The sequence below is a fragment of the Microbacterium sp. 71-36 genome, assembly GCF_001898305.1.
Taxonomy (GTDB): Bacteria; Actinomycetota; Actinomycetes; order Actinomycetales; family Microbacteriaceae; genus Microbacterium.
The window spans coordinates 50022-68249 of the sequence record NZ_MKTP01000008.1 but is presented as its reverse complement, the minus strand read 5'-3'; the positions used below and the strand labels follow the sequence as shown (position 1 = coordinate 68249).

Genomic DNA, 18228 nt, shown 5'->3' with positions numbered 1-18228 from the left:
CGCCGGCGTCCGTGGTCCCTCCTGCGGAGTTCGTACCGGACACGCCGAGGCACGGCATCCCGAATCGGCGTGTCGTCCGCGACCTCCGCACGACGGCGGCGGCCGCGCACGCGGGGAGAGCGCCGCAGAGACGACGTCGCCCCCGCGGACGGATCCGCGGGGGCGACGAGAAGCGGGCTCAGCCCTGGGCGCGACGGTTGGTGCGCGGGCCGCGTCCGACGACCATGCCGGTCGTGGGAGCACCGGATGCCGAGCGGCCGGCGCCCTGCGGACGGGCGGTGTTCGCGCCGCCGCGGGCGTTGCCGCCGGCACCCTGACCGCGGCCCGAACCCGAACGCTGGCCCTGACGTGCCGGCTGCGCGGCGTCGGCCGCGGGAGCGGCCTGGCCCGCGCCGCGACCCCGGCGACGGCGACCCTCACCGGGCGCGGACGTGCGGGGAGCGGCATCCGAGGATCCCTGGCCGCGGGCGGCGCGCTTGCGCTGCGCGTTGGCGCCCTGCGAGCGCCCGCCGCCCTGGGGCTGGGCGACGATCGGCTCGGGCTTCACGTACGGGGCGACCTCGCCGACGAGCGCGACGACCTCGGGAGACGCCGAGGTGACGGGCTGCGGGGTGACGTCGATCTTCGCCTTGCGCAGGATGTCGAGGGTGTCGCGACGCTGCTCGGGCAGCATGATCGTGACGACGTCGCCGGCCGAACCCGCGCGCGCCGTGCGGCCCGAGCGGTGCAGGTACGCCTTGTGCTCGACGGGCGGGTCGACGTGGACCACGAGCTCGACACCGTCGACGTGCACGCCACGGGCCGCGACGTCGGTCGCGACGAGCACCTTGGCACGGCCCTCGCCGAACGCCGCGAGGTTGCGGTCGCGGGCCGGCTGCGACAGGTTGCCGTGCAGATCGACCGACGGGATGCCGGCGGCAGTCAGCGCCTTCGCGAGCTTCTTCGCCTGGTGCTTGGTGCGCATGAAGAGGATGCGGCGAGCGGTGCCCGAGGCGAGCGTCTCGACGAGCTTCTTCTTGGCATCCGCGTCCGCGGGGACGAAGACGTGGTGCGTCATCGCGGCGACGTGCGAGTGGGCCTCGTCGACGGAGTGCAGCACCTCGTTGCGGAGGAAGCGCTTCACGAGCTTGTCCACGCCGTTGTCGAGGGTCGCCGAGAAGAGCAGGCGCTGTCCGTCGGCGGGCGTCCGCGAGAGCAGACGGGTGACGCCCGGCAAGAAGCCCAGGTCGGCCATGTGATCGGCCTCGTCGAGAACGGTGATCTCCACGGCGTCGAGGCTCGCGAATCCCTGACCGATCAGGTCTTCCAGGCGGCCGGGGCACGCGACGAGGATGTCGACACCGGCGGCCAGCGCGTCGACCTGACGCTTCTGGTTCACGCCGCCGTAGACGGTGGTGGTGACGAGGTCGTACGCCGCGGCGAGGGGCTTGATGACCTCGTCGATCTGGTTCGCGAGCTCGCGCGTGGGGGCCAGCACGAGGGCGCGGGGCTTGCGGCCGCGGCGACGGTCGCTCTTCGCGGCGAGGCGCGCGACGAGCGGGAGCGAGAAGGCGAGGGTCTTGCCCGAGCCCGTCTTGCCGCGACCGAGAACGTCGCGCCCGGCGAGGGTGTCGGGGAGGGTGTCGGCCTGGATCGGGAAGGGCTCGTTCTTGCCCTGCTCGGCGAGCACGGCGATGAGCGGCGCGGGCACGCCGAGGTCGGTGAAAGTCTGGGACGTCATGAAGTCTCCTGCCGGCGCGCACGCACGCACGGCGGTTCGGGATGCCGCGATACTGCGGCTGCAATGGGCGAAGGCGCCGGGTGGCGCATCCGTTCGCCGTGAAGGTCAAAGGCCCACGCTGGGGGGCCGGTGCGTTCGACGACGCGGGGAGCGAGAGCTCCGGACACCAGTCTAGCGGGTGCGGTCAGGCCACCGCTCGCCAGCACCCGGCGACGTGGTCGTCGACCATGCCCGAGGACTGCATGAGCGCGTACATGGTGGTGGGGCCGACGAAGCGGAATCCGCGGCGGCGGAGCTCCTTGCTCATCGCCTCGGACTCGGGCGTCACCGCCGGAACTCCCGCGAACGTCGACGGAGGCGTGTGCGCGGCGGGCGCGAACGACCACAGCAGCGCGTCGAGCTCCCCCTCGGCCATGCCCGCCACGATGCCGGCGTTGCCGATCACGGCCTCGATCTTCCCGCGGTGGCGGATGATCCCGGCATCCAGCAGCAGGCGCTCGACGTCGTCGGGCCCGAACGCCGCCACGACCGACGGCTCGAACCCGTGGAACACCTCGCGGAAGCGGGGCCGCTTGCGCAGGATCGTGATCCACGACAGGCCCGCCTGGAAGCCCTCGAGGCTCATCTTCTCGAACAGCGGCCGATCGCCCCGCAGCTCGGTGCCCCACTCTTCGTCGTGGTACCGGCGGTACTCGGCGTCGTCGCCGACCCACCCGCACCGGGTGACGCCGTCGGAAGCGGTGAGGAGGTCGATCATGCGCCCAGGGTAGACGGAACCCCGGACATGGCGGCGGGCGGCAGTCGTCGTGACCACCGCCCGCCGCCCGGGCCTTACTTGGCGGGCTTCTTCTCCGGAACCGGAGCGTTCCCCGAGGCGCGCAGCGCCGCGTAGTACGACGCCGCCTCGTTCTGCCGGTCGTCCTCGACGCCCGTCGCGATCGAGGCGCGGATGTGCTCGGGGCCGTAGCCGAAGGCATCCACCAGGTCCTGCGCGTGGGGACGCAGCCGCACGCAGAGCCGGTCGATGTAGCTCGACACCGCCGCCGCGCGCTGCGTCGACAGACGCCCGTTGATCAGGTACCAGGCGAGGTGCTTCTCGATGAGCTGCAGGCCGGACAGGTCGCGCAGCCACGTCAGCACCTGGCGGGTGTCGTCGCCGCCGACACGGTTGATGGCGTCGGTGAACGCCTCCCACTGCAGGAGCTCTCCGTGCGCCCGCGCGGCCTCGATCAGCTCGGCCTGGTTCTCGTTGAAGAGCGCCGCCGCGTCGTCGCGGGACAGCTTGGATGCCGGACGCAGGCGCCCCGCGATGTCGGCGATCATCTGCTGCACGCGGTCGGCGAGCAGTTCGTGCTGCTGCTGGGCACGCAGACCGTTCTCGACCGACCGCGCGGTCGACCCGCGGTCGGCGACGGCCTGCCCGAGCTGACGGAGACCCGCGCCGTGGAACAGCTTCCCGGCCGTCTGCCCCACCGCGAACGCGGCGAGGGCCTTGGCATCCTTGCCCTTGAACTGCCGCGCGTAGTCGGCGAGAAGGCGCTTGCCGACGAGCTGCAGCAGGACATTGTTGTCGCCCTCGAACGTCACGTAGATGTCGAGGTCGGCGCGCAGGCCCACCAGCCGGTTCTCGAAGAGGAAGCCCTGACCGCCGCACGCCTCACGCGACTCCTGCAGGGTGTCCAGCGCGTGCCAGGTCGAGAGCGGCTTCAGCGCGGCCGCGAGCGTTTCGAGGTCTTCGCGGTCGGCGTCCGTGTCGAGGCGGCCGCTGAAGACGCCGTCGAACTTCTGCAGGAACTCGTCGTGCGCGAAGATCTCGGCATACGTGGTCGCCAGGCGCGGCAGGAGGCGACGCTGATGCTTGCCGTAGTCGAGGAGAGTGACCTCGGGGGTTCCGCTGCCGGAATCGAACTGGCGCCGCTGGTTGCCGTAGGTGATCGCGATGGTCAGGCCGATGGCCGACGCCCACGCGGCCGCGCCGTCGAGGGACACGCGTCCCTGGACCAGGGTGCCGAGCATCGTGAAGAACCGACGGCCCGGGCTCGCGATGTCGCTGGAATACGTGCCGTCGGCGGCGACATCGCCGTAGCGGTTGAGCAGGTTCTCGCGGGGCACGCGGACCTGGTCGAAGTGCAGACGGCCGTTGTCGATGCCGTTCAGGCCGCCCTTGAGACCGTCGTCCTCGCCGCCGATGCCGGGGAGGAAGCGGCCCTCGTCGTCGCGGAGCGGAACGTAGAAGCAATGCACGCCGTGGTTGACGCCGCGGGTGATGAGCTGCGCGAACACCGTCGCCGCCTTGCCGTGCAGGGCGGCGTTGCCGAGGTAGTCCTTCCACGCGCCGCGGAACGGGGTGTGGATGACGAACTCTTCGGTGTCGGGGTCGTACGTCGCGGTCGTTCCGATGGCGGCCACATCGGAGCCGTGGCCGGTCTCCGTCATGGCGAAGGCGCCCGGGATCTCGAGACTCATGATGCCGGGCAGCCACTTCTCGTGGTGCTTCTCGGTGCCCAGCTGCAGCACGGCCGAACCGAACAGGCCCCACTGGACGCCCGACTTGATCTGCAGGCTCGGGTCGGCCGCGACGAGCTCTTCGAATCCGGCGATGTTCGCGCCGTTGTTCTCTTCGCCCCCGAACCGCTTCGGGAAGGCACGGTGCACGGCCTTGCGCGCGACGAGCTCGTGCAGCTGGCCGAGGGTGCGCTCGCGGTGCGCGTCCATGCCGAGACTGTCGTCGCGCCAGAAGATCGGGTCCTTCAGCATCGCGCGCGCCTCGCGGCGCGTGTCGGCCCACGTCCCGAGCAGCAGGTCGGTGACCCGCTCGATGTCGATGCGGCTCTCGGCGGCCTCGGCGGCGGAGTGCGCGGCGGTGGGCGCACCCCCGACGGGAGTGCGCGTGCTCGTGGCGGGCGTGGTGGGACGGACGGCGGCGTCGGTCATTTCGGCACCTTTCGACGTTGCAAAGGGATGCCTCCACGGTAGAAGTCCCACAACATCCGATCAAACGTTGTGTGAGGTGTACACAACGCGATGCGGCGAGGGTGCCGCCGGTGGTTGTGGGGGGTCAACATCCCGGAGGTTCCGGAGACGCGTCAGTTCTGGGCGACGACGGTCAGGATGCCGTCGCCGTAGGCCTCACGCTTCTTCGCACCGATACCGGTGATGCCGTCGAGATCGGACAGGGATGCCGGACGTGCCGCCGCGATCGCCCGCAGGGTCGCGTCACCGAACACGATGTAGGCCGGGACGCCCTGCTCGCGGGCCTGCTCCGCACGCCACGCGCGCAAGGCCTCGAAGAGGTCGCGGTCGCCCTGGGCGACGTCGTCCGCGCTCGACTTCCGTGGTCGGCTCGAGCCGCCGCCGGACCGCCCCAGCGCGTCGCGACGCAGCGGAACCGGCGTCTCTCCCCGGAGCACCCCGCCCGAGGCCTCGCTGAGCGCGAGCGTGCCGTAGTCGCCCTGGGCCACGATGATGCCGCGGGCGAGGAGCTGCCGGATGACGCTGCGCCAATCCTGGTCGGACAGGTCGGCCCCCAGCCCGTAGGTGCTGAGGCGATCATGCCCCTGCTGAGCGATCCGGTCGGTCTTCGCGCCGCGCAGGATGTCGATGAGGTGGCCTGCCCCGAAGGCCTGACCGCGCTCCCGCTGCAGGCGGACGATCGTCGAGAGCAGCTTCTGCGCCGCGATGAGGCCGTCCCATGTGTCGGGGGGCGTGAGACACGTGTCGCAGTTGCCGCACGGCTCGGACTGCTCGCCGAAGTAGGCGAGCAGGTTCTGCCGACGGCATCCGACCGTCTCGCACAGGGCGAGCATCGCGTCGAGGTGCTGACCGAGCCGCATCTTGTAGGAGCGGTCACCCGGGGACTGGTCGATCATGCGGCGCTGCTGGACCACGTCGCCCAGGCCGTACGCCATCCACACGACCGAGGGGTCGCCGTCTCGACCGGCGCGGCCGGTCTCCTGGTAGTAGCCCTCGACGGACTTCGGCAGATCGATGTGGGCGACGAACCGGACGTCGGGCTTGTCGATGCCCATGCCGAAGGCGATGGTGGCGACCATGACGACCCCGTCGTCGCGCAGGAAGCGCGACTGGTTCGCCGCGCGGATCGAGGCATCCAGACCCGCATGGTACGGAAGGGCGTCGAGCCCCTGCGCGGCGAGGTAGGCCGCGGTCTGCTCCACGCTCTTGCGGCTCAGCGCGTAGACGATGCCCGCCGAGCCCTCGGGCTGCGAGCGGATGAACGACACCAGCTGACGGCGCGGATCCACCTTGGCGTCGATGCGGTACTGGATGTTCGGGCGATCGAAGCTCGCCACGAACGTGCGGGCGTCGCGGAGCCGGAGCCGCTCGACGATCTCGCGAGCGGTCTCGGGCGTCGCGGTGGCGGTGAGCGCCATGCGCGGGACGCCCGGGAAGCGATCGGCGAGGTCGCCGAGCGCGAGGTAGTCGGGACGGAAGTCGTGACCCCACTGCGACACGCAGTGCGCCTCGTCGATCGCGATGACGCTGAGCCGGCCGCGTGAGAGCAGGCCGAGCGTCTGCGCACCGTTCAGACGCTCGGGCGCGACGTACAGGAGGTCGAGGTCGCCGGCCAGGAAGGCTTGCTCGACGGCCTGACGCTCGGCGGGGGCCTGCGTCGAGTTGAGGTAGGCCGCGCGGACGCCGTTGGCGACGAGGGCATCGACCTGGTCGTGCATGAGCGCGATGAGCGGGCTCACCACGAGGCCCGTGCCGGGGCGCACGAGCGCGGGCACCTGGTAGGTGACGCTCTTGCCACCGCCGGTCGGCATGAGCACCACGGCGTCGCCGCCGTCGATGACCTGCTGCACGATCGCACCCTGATCGCCGCGGAAGGCGTCGTAACCGTAGACCTCGTGCAGGACCTCGCGCGGGTCGCGCCCGGTGAAGTCGCGCACGTCGGGGAGCTCGCGGGCGGTCCCGGTCACGACCGCGGCGCGGGCGAACGGCGACATCGCGGCATCCATCGGCGGGGGCGGGGCGTCGGGGTCTTCGGGCGGGGCGAAGAGATCGGGGTCCCAATCGGCACCCGCGTAGGGATCGTCGTACGCGTCGGGAGGCGCGTCGGCGTACGGCTCGGGGGCGGCGCCGGGGAATGTCACCCGACCACGGTAACCCGGGGCACCGACACCGATCCGACGCCCGTCGCACATCGGTGGAGAACGTCTCGCGTCTCCGCGAGCGCGAGCGGAGGAGATTCGGCGGAGGGAGGACGTTCCCCGGCCTTCGGGTCCTCCGCTCGCGGTATCCCCTCCCTCACGCGGGATCGACGGCCGGTGTTCCCGCGCACGGGGATGGCGGAACAGCGCGCGCCCTGCGAACGTTGACGGAGGAACCGACGACCGGAGGCGACATGACCGACGAAGTGACCGTTAGCCGTAACGACGAGGCGCACCGCTACGAGGTGTTCGTGGACGGTGAACTGGGCGGCATCCTGCAGTTCCGACCCGCGGGCGAGGGGCGCGTCGTGCTGCCGCACACCGAGATCGACTCCGCGTTCAAGGGCAAGGGGCTCGGTTCGACGCTCGCGAGCGAAGCACTCGCCGATCTCGCGCGCCGCGGAGACACGATCATCCCGACCTGCCCGTTCGTGGTGCACTACCTGCACGAGCACGACGTCCCCGGCCTCGTGATCGACTGGCCGGCCGGCGAGGACGCGGCCGACTCCGCCGACCCGAGCGAACCGGCGTGACGAGGCTCGACGTCGCGCCGCCGGCATCCGAAGGTCCCGTGGACTGCGACGGCCCGCGCGCGCTCGTCGTCGAAGCGCGGGAAGTGCCCCTCGGAGGGGTCCGGGCGATGGAGGTGCACCGCACGCTCCCGCACCGCGCGCTGCCGATGGTCGGCGCGTGGTGCTTCCTCGACCGCTTCGGCCCGCAGGAGACGGTGATGCGCGTCGAGCCGCACCCGCACATCGGCCTGCAGACGGTGACCTGGCCGATCATCGGAGAGGTGCGGCATCGGGATGCCGTCGGGAGCGACGTCGTCGTGCGTCCCGGTGCGCTCAACCTCATGACCAGCGGCGAGGGCATCGCGCACTCGGAGTACTCGGTCGGCGAGGAGCCGATCCCGCTCGACGCCCTGCAGCTCTGGGTCGCGCTCCCCGAGTCGCGCCGCCACGGCCCGCCGGCGTTCGAACGGCATGAGCACCTGCCGGTGCTCGACCTCGCAGACGGGGCGGACGCCGTCGTCGTGATGGGCGAACTCGGCGGCGTCTCCTCCCCCGCCACCGTCCACACCCCGATCGTGGGCGCCGAGCTGCGCCTGCCCCCGGGGGTCATGGTGCGTGTGCCGCTGCGCACCGACTGGGAATACGCCCTCTCCGGGATGATCGGAACCGCCGATGTGGAGACGGGGGTGGATGCCACGGACGCCGACGCCGCGCAACGCCCGGTGCCCCTCGCGCGCACCGGGGGCACGGCATCCGTCGACGGAACGCGACTGCTCTATCTCGGGACGGGCCGCGACCACGTGGACATCACGGCGCCGGAGGGCGCGCGGGTGTTCCTGCTCGGCGGCGAGCCGTTCGAGGCCGACATCGTGATGTGGTGGAACTTCGTCGGCCGCTCGCATGACGAGATCGAGGAGGCGCGCGAGGCGTGGGAGGCGGGCGCTCCCCGTTTCGGCACCGTCGTCGATCACGGCCCCGAGCGCGTCCCCGCTCCGCCGCTCCCGGCGGTGCGCCTGACGCCGCGCCGGCGTCGGGTGTAGCGCGACCGCGGCACCCCGGACGCTCGGCCGCGAGACTGCATCCGCCTGACATCTCCACTGCAACCTGCAGTGGGTTCGTCAGGCGCATGCAGTCTCGGCGTCAAGACTCGACGGCGGCCCCACGCGAACGCGGCGCCCGAGCCGGAGCCCGGACGCCGCGTGGGTGCTGCGGATCAGCGCAGCACGATGAACGCGCTGTGCGCGGTGGAGGCCTCGACCGTCTCACTGCCCGAGTACTTCGCGGTCACCACGCGCAGGCCCCGCGTCTGCGGGTCGAGCGTGATGGTGGCGCGGCCGTCCTCGAGGGTCGCCGTGTAGGGCTTCCCGGCGACGGTCACGGTCACCTCTCCCGTCGGGGTGGGCCCGGCGAGCGGACGCACCTTCACGGTCAGGGTGTACGTGTCGGAGCTGCGCCCCACCCACGGGTTCACCGTGACGGTGGTGAACGAGGCGACGACGACGGGGACGCCCGCGCTGTCGGCCGTGCCGGTGAGACCGGTCGCCGTCGACGTCGCGGTCACCCGCACCGTCAGCACGGTGCCCAGATCGGCGCGCGTCACCCGGTAGGTCGACGACGTCGCCCCCGGGATCGGCTCGCCGCCGCGCAGCCACTGGAACGTCGTGGTGACCTCGGCCGGATCCCACGTCCCCGCCGTGGCGGTCAGGGTGCGGCCGAGCTTGGCCGTGCCGCTCACCGTCGGCGCCTCCACGACGACGGGGGCCGCCTGGCCGGAGTCGACCGTGAGGACCGTCTGCACGCTGGACTCGCCGTACTGCACGACCCCGAGGTACCGCGTCTGCGGCTGCAGGCCCTGCCACGACAGGTCGTAGGTCGTCGCGACGCCCTGCTCGGCCGGGATCGGGTTCGGCGTGGCCGTCAGCTGACCCTCGCCGCCGGGCTGGACGTTCGCGTAGGACATGTCCCACGTGAACGGCGCGGTGAACGAGTAGATGTTCGCCTCGACGAGGTAGGTGCCCGGGGTCGGGTTCGGCAGCGACACGCGCTCGTCCGCCGAACCGGTCGCCGAGGTGAACCGCTCGTAGTAGCGGAGGTCGTCCGGGCTCACCACGCGCGATACGAACAGGTCGAGATCGCTGCCGGTGTCGTCGGAGGAGTCGAGGTCGAAGCGCGAGAGGGTCGTCCCCTCGGGCACGTCCACGATCCACCGGACGTAACCGTCGGCGTCGCCCGAGTCCTGGTTGCCGGAGTGTCCGTCGACCGGGTTGTCGGGATCGGTCAGCAGCGTGACAGCCGAGAGACCCGACACCGTCAGCGGCAGGTCGCCGCTCACGCCCGGGAGGATCTCGACGTTCGTCGAACCCGACAGCCCCGTGCCCGCGACCTCGGCCGGAGCCTCGGCGGTCGTGGGACGCACGGCGATGGGCGAACGCACCTGGGTGTCGCCGCTCGTCCAGGTGAGGAACCCGGTCGTCCACTCCTCGGCCGGGGCCGTGGTGCGGGTGAACGTGACCGTGAAGTCCTGCGTCTCGCCCGCGGCGCCGAACGTCAGCGTCGACGGCTCGACCGTGGCATCCAGGCCGGGGACGTCGATGGATGCCGTGAACGTGCCCGCCTGCGTGGACGTCACCGTGCGGGTGACGGTCTGGGGCTTCGCGAGCGAACCGATCGAGATGGAGGCGAGGTTAAGGTCGCTGCCGTCGATCGGCTCGACGCCGAAGTCCTCGAGGCCCTTGCCCTGCAGGAACGCCGCCCAGTCGGCGGGACCGTTGAGGTACAGCAGCCCCGGATCGAAGTACTTCGTGGGATCGACGTGTCCGGCGCCCTGCGCGAACGGGTCCTGCGCCGGGGCGCCGTCGACGTCCACGGTGTCGTACGCGGTCGTCATCATGGCCGACTTCACCTCGGCGGGCGTGGCCAGAGGCCGCTCCCCGAGGTACAGCGCGGCGAGACCGGCGATGTGCGGCGACGACATCGACGTGCCGGAGAGGAACTCGAACGTGGGAGCCGCGCCCTCGGCGTTCGCGGCGGCGGCGAGGATCGCCACACCGGGAGCCGAGATGTCGGGCTTCAGCACGTCGCTGCCGTCGGCGAGCATCGGTCCGCGGCTCGAGAAGCCGGCGACCTGCGGCGTCGGCGTCTCGACACCCGTCACGTTCTCGCCGATCAGCGTGGCCGTGGCATCCGGGGTCCCCTGCACGTAGGCGAGCAGGTCGTCGCGGTACCGCGCGTCGATGTGCACGGTCGGCACGGAGTGGAAGTCGTTGTCGACCGAGGCGGGGGTGACGTTGACGAGGATCATGCCGATCCCGCCCGCCTCCTTCACGGCTTGCGACTTCTCGATGCGGGCGTTCTGCCCGCGGTCGCAGACGACGATCTTGCCCGCGGCCTGCGCCGCGTCGAGCGATCCGAGCAGGCACAGGGCCGCGTCGGCCGGGTCGGCTCCGGATGCCGCGATGTCACCCGCGTACACCACGGGACCGGTGACGTCCTCGCCCGCGCGCACGGACACCGACGCGCCCGCGGCCTGGAAGCCGTTCGGCAGCTTCACGGTGCCCTCGTAGGTGGGGATCGTGGAGGCCGCGACGGTGGTGTACCAGGGCGACGCGTGGTCGGCGGTCGAGGCGTCGGGTCCGGAGTTGCCCGCCGAGACGGCGACGAAGACACCCGCGGCGGCGGCGTTGAAGAACGCCGCGTCCTCGAGGGCGAGGGTGGTCGTGGCCGCCCCACCGCCGATGGAGTAGTTGATCACGTCGACGCCGTCGGCCACGGCGGCGTTGATCGCCCCGAGCAGGTCGCTCAGCGCGCAGACGTCGTCGGTGGTGACCAGCGGATCGGGGCCCGAGTAGCACGCCTTGTAGGCGGCGACCTTGGCCGCCGGGGCGACGCCCGAGATCGCGCCGAAGTCGATGCCCTCGACGCTGGCATCGACGCCGTTGTTGCCGGCGGCGGTGCTCGCGGTGTGCGAACCGTGCGCGTCGCCGTCGCGCGGAGAGCGGTAGTCGGCCTCGAACGTGAAACCGGTCGCGGCGGCACCCTGGTCGAAGTAGCGCGCACCCACGAGCTTCGTGGAGTAGTCGTCGACCGACCAGCCGTCGCCGGTGGCGACGCGCGGCGACCGGAAGTCGGTGCCGTCGGCCTTGCGGTACACGACGTCGTTGCCGTCGAGGTACGGCTCGTCGCCCGCAGTCGTACCGAGCGGGTCGCCCGCGAACGACGGGTTCTCGGGCGCGATGCCGGTGTCGATGACACCGACGACGACACCCTCACCGGCCGCGTCGATCCCGCCGACCTTCTGCCACACGCCGCCGTCGCCCTCGAGACCGAGGAACTCGGTCGACGGCACGGCCGCGGGGTGGCGGATCTCGTCGGGGACGACTTTCTGCACGCCCTTCGTGGCCGCGAGCTTCGCCGCCTGGTTCGGGTCCATCGCCGCGCTGAAGCCGTTCACGGCCAGCGTGTACGAGTAGTCGGCATCCACTCCGGCCTCGGCGGCGACGTCCTGCTGACGCTGCTCGAGGAAGGCCGAGTACTCGCGGACCGCGTCCGAACCGGTGTCGAGACGCGCATCGTCGGACTTCGTGGCGCGAAGGCCGGCCTCGCCGCCGTCGTAGGTCGCGACCGGGGCCTCGTCGAGCACGACGATGTACCGGCCGGTGGCGGATTCGATGGGTGTGGGGGGTGTCACCCCCTCGTCCACGACAGCAGCCTGCACGGAGGTGACTCCGGCAGCGGTGAACAGCCCGGCCAATGCGATGACCGCGGCCGAACGCAGGGTACGACCCATAGTGCGCTCCAAACGGGGGGATGAATTGAGCGATGTGCGCGACTTCTTCGGCGCGCGTCGCACAAACATAACTCACGGCAAATTCATCACCAACGTTTTCTTTTGGACGGCGTCCGAGAACCGGATGCCGTCGGGCCGATACGCTGACCCCGTGTCGTCGGCATCCCGTCTGTCCACCCGCGTGCTCCTCGTCTGCGCTGCGATCGGCGTGGGCACCGGCATCCTCGGCGGCGCCGCGGGCTGGCTGACGCTCGTCGTGCTGGCCACCGCGCCCTGGGCGTACGGTCTGGTGCTCGGGTCGCACGTCCTCCCCGGGATCATCGCGCAGCAGGTCGTCCGCCGGGCCTGGGTGGCGCTTCTCACGCACGTACTCGCGGCGCTCGTCGCCAGCGCCATGGCGCCGCAGTGGACCTTCCGCTTCCTCGGCACGGCGATCCTCTTCGGCGGCATCCAGGAGGCCGTCGCCGCCCTCACCCGCTACCGCGTGTGGGCCGCGGCCCGCTTCTTCGTGTCGGCCGTGATCATCGGTCTGCTCGTGGCCGCGGCCGTGTGGTTCGCCGCCGACATCGGCGCGCTCGCCCCGTGGGCGCAGATCACCTATCTCGTGATCGGTGTGCTCGGTCCCGTCATCTGGACGGCCGTGGGTATCGCGATCGGCGCGGGTCTGCGCGGCGCGGGCGTCGCGCGCGGACTGTCGCGGCGCTAGACGGACCGACGCGGCCGCACCGCCAGCCGCGCCCACGCCCGCGCCAGGAGAGCGGTGAGCGCCCCGACGACGACCCACGTCAGGAACGACCCGAGCCCGCCGGTGACCAGGAACCCGAACAGCAGGGCGGCCACGGCGAGGACGATCAGCGCGACCGACGTCGCCACGGCGAGCAGGATCGCCCGGACCGGATGCCACGCGAAAGCCCGCGGACCGCTCCACGCCGTGGCATCCGGGGTGCCGGCGGGAGAGGCGAACACGAAGGCGACGAGGAGCGCGGGGAGGAGCGTCGTCGACGACAGCACCGCGAGCGTCCCCACGATCACGAGCGCGACGACCACCGCGGCGAGCGCGCGCCGCCACCGTGCGCCGGGACCGCCCACGACCGCGACGACCGCGGTCGCCGCGGCGACGAGGGCCACCACGGAGACCGCGAGCAGGCCGAGGAAGCCGGGCGCGACCGCGGGCGTCGCCCCCGGCACGACGCACAGGGCTTGGACCACGGCGTTCACCACCACGACCGCGGCGATCAGGAGCACGCGCTTCACGGGGTGACCCCCGCGGCCCGGTCGATCACGTCGCTGACGCTGCCGGTGAACACCGTGTCGGAGCCCACGGTGACGCGGAAACTGTCGGGGTCGGTCGACGGCGAGGCGGCGGTGACGGCTTCGCCCGCGGCGGTCGTCCCGGTGCACGCGATCGCCCCCTCGTCCGAACGGGTACAGGTGGGTACGGCCTCGAGTGCGATGCCCTTCTGCTGCAGGACGTCGATGGTCGCGAACCGCACCTCCGTCAGGTGATTCCCGCCGACGGGAGCGATCGCGGCGATCTGCGAGCAGCCGGTCAGGGTGAGAGCTGCGAGCAGAGGCAGGGCGAGGAGCGCGCGCCTCACAGCCCCCGCTCCTTCTCGTACGCGAGGATCCGCGCGCGCTCGGTGACGTGCTGCGCCTCGAGCTGGGCGTCGGTGATCACCGACAGATCGAACGGCGCGGGCAGGAGCAGCTCAGTGTTGCGGTCGAGCGGGGATCCGCGCCGCATGAGCGGCGTCTCGGCCCAGTCGTTGGCGGCGAGCTCCCGGCTCCGGCTCGCCAGGTCGGCGACCGAGCCCGAGTTCCCCGGCACGGCGGGCGAGGCGTGGTCGAGCACGGTGGTGAACAGCGACAGCGTCCCGTCGCGGTTGTCGACGATCTCGACCACCTGCTGCTGCTGCGGGAAGTCGATGCACGACGCGGTCGTGATCTCCCAGAACCCGCTCTTCGTGTTCGTGTGGGCGAGGATCTGGTTGAGGTGCGTATGGCCGTTCAGCCACCCCACGACGACCGGGAACTCCAGCAGCATCGCGACGAACTCCTCGGCGCCGTACAGCTTCTCGTCGGTCCCCGGACGGGTGGCGCGGTTCTCGAGCGTGAGGCTGTTGTGGTGGCTGAAGATCAGCGCCAGCACCTGGTCGCGCTGCGCGATCTCGAGCTGCGCGCGCAGCCACTGCATCTGGGACTCGGGCACCGCACCGTCGGGACCGGCGACGGCGTTGCACGTGTCGAGCCCGAACGCCCGGATCCGCGGGCTGAGGTCGGCCTGCCACCACGTCTCTCCCGACGTGAGGTTGTGGGCCGTGAAGCCGTGGCCGACGGGCCCGGGCGTCGGCTCGGTCCGGAAGTGCTCGGCCATGAAGTCGCGCTGCTCGAACAGGTACCGCTCGGGGTTGGCCGTGACCTCCTTGAACCCCGGCCCCCCGGATGCCAGTCCCAGCGCCCCCAGCACCTGTGCGAGGACGCTGGTGCCCGCGGCCCACCCTTCGAGGGCGGTGGATGCCGTGGCATCCAGGGTGTACGACTTCCGGGCGCCGACCGCGAGCGCTCGGAGCTGCGGGCTGATGTCGAAGGTTCCGAGGAGGAGCGTGTCGTGATTGCCGTAGACGGCGTACCAGGGCGCGGGCAGGCCGACCGATTTCACGGGCTGCGCGATCGCCTGCGCGAGCAGGTCGGGGAGGCGCGGGAAGCCGTAGTCGCCGAAGTCGCCGCCGCTCGGGTCTCCGGGACGGTACGCCCACGTCGCCTCGCTCCAGGCCTGCACGCCCTGCCACGTCGGTCCGCCCGTGGCCGGGTCGACCGCCAGGCCGTCCATGAGGTCGATGTACCAGCGCAGCTCGAGGTGCGAGTGCATGTCGGCACTGTCGCCGGTGACGATCGCCGCGCTCATCGGCGCGCCCGTGAGCGGGCTGTACCGGGCGTCCGAGAAGGCCTGCACCATCGCCGCCGTGGCGTGCGGGCTGAGCGGATCCTGCGGATGGAAGGCCGACCCCCACGCCGCGTGGGCCTGCACGATCATCGGCTCGATGCGCCCCGGCGACTGCGCCTCGATGACGTGCAGGTCGGACAGGTGCCCGAGGTACAGCAGCGAGCGGCGGGCGGTCGCGCGCGCGGGCGACGGCGAGCGCCGCAGCACGTCGATGCGCGGCAGATACGGCTCGCCGGGACCGGTGGTGAGCGTGCGGTACTTCCCCGACAGGAGCGAGCCCTGCCGGATCGTCTGCAGGAGCGTCGAGGGGATGCCGGCCGGCGGCGTGGCCGCGCGCGCGAGCTGCGGCGCGAGGACGTCGAAACCGAGCCCCGTCGCGGCGGCAGCGGCGGCGGTGGCGTGCAGGAACTGACGGCGGGAGAGACCGGTCACGAGATCGTCCGTTCGGGCGGAGGAAGACCTCGAATGTACCGTTCGCGCAATCGGGCCGTCCAGAGCGCGCGGGATGCCGTCGCCTCGACGTCGAGACGCCGAGCGGCGCGGGTAAGGCGCACCTAACTAGACTGGGGACCTCGCCGAAGGACACCCGTGACCGCCCACCCGCACCCCACAGCCACGGCGCCCCGCGCGGGCGTCCCCGCCCTGCTGTGCCTGCGGAACGTGGCCGTCACGCATCTCGAGGCCGACCGCCCGACGCCCGCGGACGTGAGCTTCGAGGTGCACCCCGGCGAGGTGGTGCTCCTGTTGGGTCCGAGCGGGTCGGGCAAGTCGACGCTGGCACTCACCCTGAACGGACTGCTCCCGCACGCGGTCCCGGGCGAGGTCACGGGCACAGTGGCCGTGGACGGAGCGGATGCCGCGACCACCCCGGTCGCCGAGCTCGCGCAGACCGTCGCGATGGTCTTCCAGGACCCCGACGCCCAGCTCATCACCGGCAGCGTGCTCGACGAGGTCTGTTTCGGCCCCGAGAACCTGCGACTCCCCGTGCCCGAGGTCCTCGCCCGGGCCGAGGCCGCCCTCCGCCGGGTGGGTCTCTGGGAACGGCGCGACGATTCCCCCGACGTGCTCTCCGGCGGGGGCCGGCAACGCCTCGCGATCGCGTGCGCGCTCGCGATGGCCTCCCCCCTGCTCGTCCTCGACGAGCCCACCGCGAGCCTCGATCCGGCCGGCGTCGCGGAGGTCTACGCGGCGCTGCGCGAGGTCGTCGCCGAGGGAGACCGGGCGATCGTGCTGATCGAGCACGATCTCGACGCAGCGGTGGAACTGGTCGACCGCGTGGTCGCGCTCGACGGAGACGGGCGCGTCGTGGCAGACGGCACGGTGGACGAGGTCCTGCGCGATCGGGCGGCCGAACTCCACGACCTCGGGGTCTGGCTGCCCACAGCGACGCTCGCGGCGCTGCGCCTGCGTCGCGCGGGGTACGCGCTCCCACGGCTGCCGCTGACGCCCGAAGAACTGCGGGCGTCGCTGGAGGGGCTGCCGCCGGTCCCGGCATCCCTCCCCCGCCCGATCCTGGAGCGCCCGGTGGGCGAGTCGATCGTCGCGGTCCGGGGGCTCACGGTGACGCGGGGCCGCACGACCGTGCTGCAGGACGTCGATCTCGACGTGCGGGCAGGCGAGTTCGTCGCCGTCGTCGGCCCCAACGGCGCCGGCAAGACGACCCTCGTCCAGGCGATCTCCGGCGTGCGGACGCCTCCGCGGGGCACCGTGCGAGTGGACGGGCACGACGTGCGGCGCCTGCCCCCGCGGCAGCTGTCGCGTCATGTCGGATTCGTGTTCCAGAACCCCGAGCACCAGTTCGTCACGACGACGGTCTTCGACGAGATCGCCCACGGCTTGCGGCGACGGCGGCTGCCCGAGGCCGAGGTGCGCGCCCGCGTCGACGAGATGCTCGACCGGTTCGGCCTCGCCGACCGCGCCGACACTCACCCGTTCCTGCTCTCCGGCGGCCAGAAGCGACGGCTCTCCGTGGGCACGGCGCTGGTCGGCGGAGCGCGGCTCCTCGTCCTGGACGAACCGACGTACGGGCAGGACCGCGCTCGCGCCGACGAGATGATGGCGATGCTCGACGACCTCCGCGCCGAGGGGACGACCATCGTCGTGGTCACGCACGACCCGCAGCTCGTGGCCGAGCACGCGGACCGGGTGATCGTCATGGATGCCGGGCGCCTCGCCGCCGACGGCTCCGCCGATGCCGTCTTCGCCGACGCGGCGCTCCGGGACCGGACGGGTCTGCGCGTTCCGCCTCTGCGCCGCGCGTTCGCCGGTCTGCACCGGCATCCCGAGCTGGCGTCGCTCCGTCGCCTCCGCGACCTGCCCGGAGGTCGGTCGTGACCGCCGTCCCCCTCGCACCGGCCCGGACCGCGTTCCTGCTCCGGCTCGACCCGCTCGCGAAGATCGCTGCGGCGCTTCCCGCGATGATCGCGCTGGTCTTCGTGCGCGATCTCGCGACCCCCGGGACGTTCCTCGTCGTCGCGTACGTGCTGCTCGTGTGCGGCGCGCCGCTCTCGGCACGGCTCTTCGTCCTGCTCGGCGCGGTGGTGCCGCTCGCCGTGGTCGTCGTCGGCCTGGGATTCGCGGTGTGGGTCGATCCGTCGATCGGCGGCCACCCGGTGGTGCGCATCGGGGACTGGGCGCTGACCGACGCGGCGCTCTCCGTCGGGTTCGCGACCGGTCTGCGCCTCGCGGCGATCATGACCCTCGCGTTCCTCGGCGGCCTCACCACCGGCGGCACCGATCTCGTCCGCGCGCTCGTCCAGCACCTGCGCGTGCCCTACCGAATCGGGTACGCCGCTCTCGCGGCGATCCGGTTCGTTCCGAGGTTCGGTCGAGAGCTCGAGGTCATCCGCCAGGCGCACCGCGTGCGGGGCGTCGGGGGCTTCGCGCCGACGCGGTGGATCCGCACGGTCGTCCCGCTCCTGGCGGGGGCGATCCGCCACGCGGAGCGGGTGGCCCTGGCGATGGACGCCCGCGCCTTCGGCGCGCATGCCGACCGCACCGAACGCCGTGTCGTCCCGTGGCGGCGGCGGGACACCGTCTTCGTGCTCGCGTTCTGGCTGCTGTCGGCGGCGGTGTTCGTGGTGGCCTGACGCGGA

Annotated in this window: 13 protein-coding genes; 5 read left to right on the top strand and 8 right to left on the bottom strand. The window is 72.1% G+C overall.

Going from position 1 to position 18228, the window contains the following annotated elements; genetic code table 11:
- Window positions 1-178 precede the first annotated feature (178 nt).
- The 4 genes from BGO45_RS15895 to recQ form a co-directional block, all read right to left on the bottom strand.
- Window positions 179-1720 carry a DEAD/DEAH box helicase gene (locus BGO45_RS15895; protein ID WP_292696078.1) on the bottom strand — a complete coding sequence of 514 codons (1542 nt, stop codon included), beginning with the start codon at window positions 1718-1720 and terminating at the stop codon, window positions 179-181.
- A 184-nt stretch (window positions 1721-1904) separates the two neighbouring features.
- Window positions 1905-2477: a DNA-3-methyladenine glycosylase I gene (locus BGO45_RS15890; protein ID WP_292696074.1), complete on the bottom strand. Its 573-nt coding sequence runs from the start codon at window positions 2475-2477 to the stop codon at window positions 1905-1907.
- Between the two features lie 74 nt (window positions 2478-2551).
- On the bottom strand, window positions 2552-4654 hold the full coding sequence (locus BGO45_RS15885; RefSeq protein WP_292696071.1) for an acyl-CoA dehydrogenase: 2103 nt from the start codon (window positions 4652-4654) through the stop codon (window positions 2552-2554).
- A 152-nt stretch (window positions 4655-4806) separates the two neighbouring features.
- The gene (gene recQ, locus BGO45_RS15880) at window positions 4807-6834 is read right to left on the bottom strand and encodes a DNA helicase RecQ (RefSeq protein WP_292696068.1); all 2028 of its coding nucleotides are present in this window, start codon (window positions 6832-6834) and stop codon (window positions 4807-4809) included.
- 251 nt (window positions 6835-7085) lie between these two features.
- Between recQ and BGO45_RS15875 the strand changes: the two genes are divergently transcribed.
- Window positions 7086-7424 (top strand): GNAT family N-acetyltransferase, encoded by a 339-nt coding sequence (locus BGO45_RS15875; protein ID WP_292696067.1) that lies wholly within the window; start codon window positions 7086-7088, stop codon window positions 7422-7424.
- Window positions 7421-8443, top strand: coding sequence for a pirin family protein (locus BGO45_RS15870; protein WP_292696066.1), 1023 nt, complete (start codon window positions 7421-7423; stop codon window positions 8441-8443). The genes BGO45_RS15875 and BGO45_RS15870 overlap by 4 nt, the downstream gene beginning before the upstream one ends.
- Before the next feature lie 173 nt (window positions 8444-8616).
- On the opposite strand, the gene BGO45_RS15865 is transcribed toward BGO45_RS15870, so the two are convergent.
- The gene (locus tag BGO45_RS15865; protein ID WP_292696063.1) at window positions 8617-12189 is read right to left on the bottom strand and encodes a S8 family serine peptidase; all 3573 of its coding nucleotides are present in this window, start codon (window positions 12187-12189) and stop codon (window positions 8617-8619) included.
- Window positions 12190-12340: 151 nt separating this feature from the next.
- Here BGO45_RS15865 and BGO45_RS15860 point away from each other — a divergent pair, with 151 nt between their 5' ends.
- Complete coding sequence (locus BGO45_RS15860) at window positions 12341-12895, top strand: ECF transporter S component (RefSeq protein WP_292696060.1); 555 nt, start codon at window positions 12341-12343, stop codon at window positions 12893-12895.
- On the opposite strand, the gene BGO45_RS15855 is transcribed toward BGO45_RS15860, so the two are convergent.
- Genes BGO45_RS15855 through BGO45_RS15845 form a run of 3 tightly spaced genes read right to left on the bottom strand, consistent with a single transcriptional unit; the run spans window position 12892 to window position 15565 of the window.
- Window positions 12892-13443 (bottom strand): hypothetical protein, encoded by a 552-nt coding sequence (locus tag BGO45_RS15855; RefSeq protein WP_292696058.1) that lies wholly within the window; start codon window positions 13441-13443, stop codon window positions 12892-12894. The genes BGO45_RS15860 and BGO45_RS15855 overlap by 4 nt on opposite strands.
- A complete protein-coding gene (locus tag BGO45_RS15850; RefSeq protein WP_292696056.1) occupies window positions 13440-13787 on the bottom strand; it encodes a hypothetical protein in 348 nt (115 codons plus the stop codon). Before BGO45_RS15850 ends, BGO45_RS15855 begins: the two co-directional genes overlap by 4 nt.
- The gene (locus BGO45_RS15845) at window positions 13784-15565 is read right to left on the bottom strand and encodes a TIGR03767 family metallophosphoesterase (protein WP_292696054.1); all 1782 of its coding nucleotides are present in this window, start codon (window positions 15563-15565) and stop codon (window positions 13784-13786) included. The genes BGO45_RS15850 and BGO45_RS15845 overlap by 4 nt, the downstream gene beginning before the upstream one ends.
- A 156-nt stretch (window positions 15566-15721) precedes the next feature.
- On the opposite strand from BGO45_RS15845, the gene BGO45_RS15840 reads away from it, so the two are divergent.
- Together BGO45_RS15840 and BGO45_RS15835 are read left to right on the top strand one after the other, a co-directional pair.
- Complete coding sequence (locus BGO45_RS15840) at window positions 15722-17467, top strand: ABC transporter ATP-binding protein (protein ID WP_292696052.1); 1746 nt, start codon at window positions 15722-15724, stop codon at window positions 17465-17467.
- On the top strand, window positions 17464-18222 hold the full coding sequence (locus tag BGO45_RS15835) for an energy-coupling factor transporter transmembrane protein EcfT (RefSeq protein WP_292696049.1): 759 nt from the start codon (window positions 17464-17466) through the stop codon (window positions 18220-18222). The genes BGO45_RS15840 and BGO45_RS15835 overlap by 4 nt, the downstream gene beginning before the upstream one ends.
- The last annotated feature ends 6 nt before the right edge of the window (window positions 18223-18228 follow it).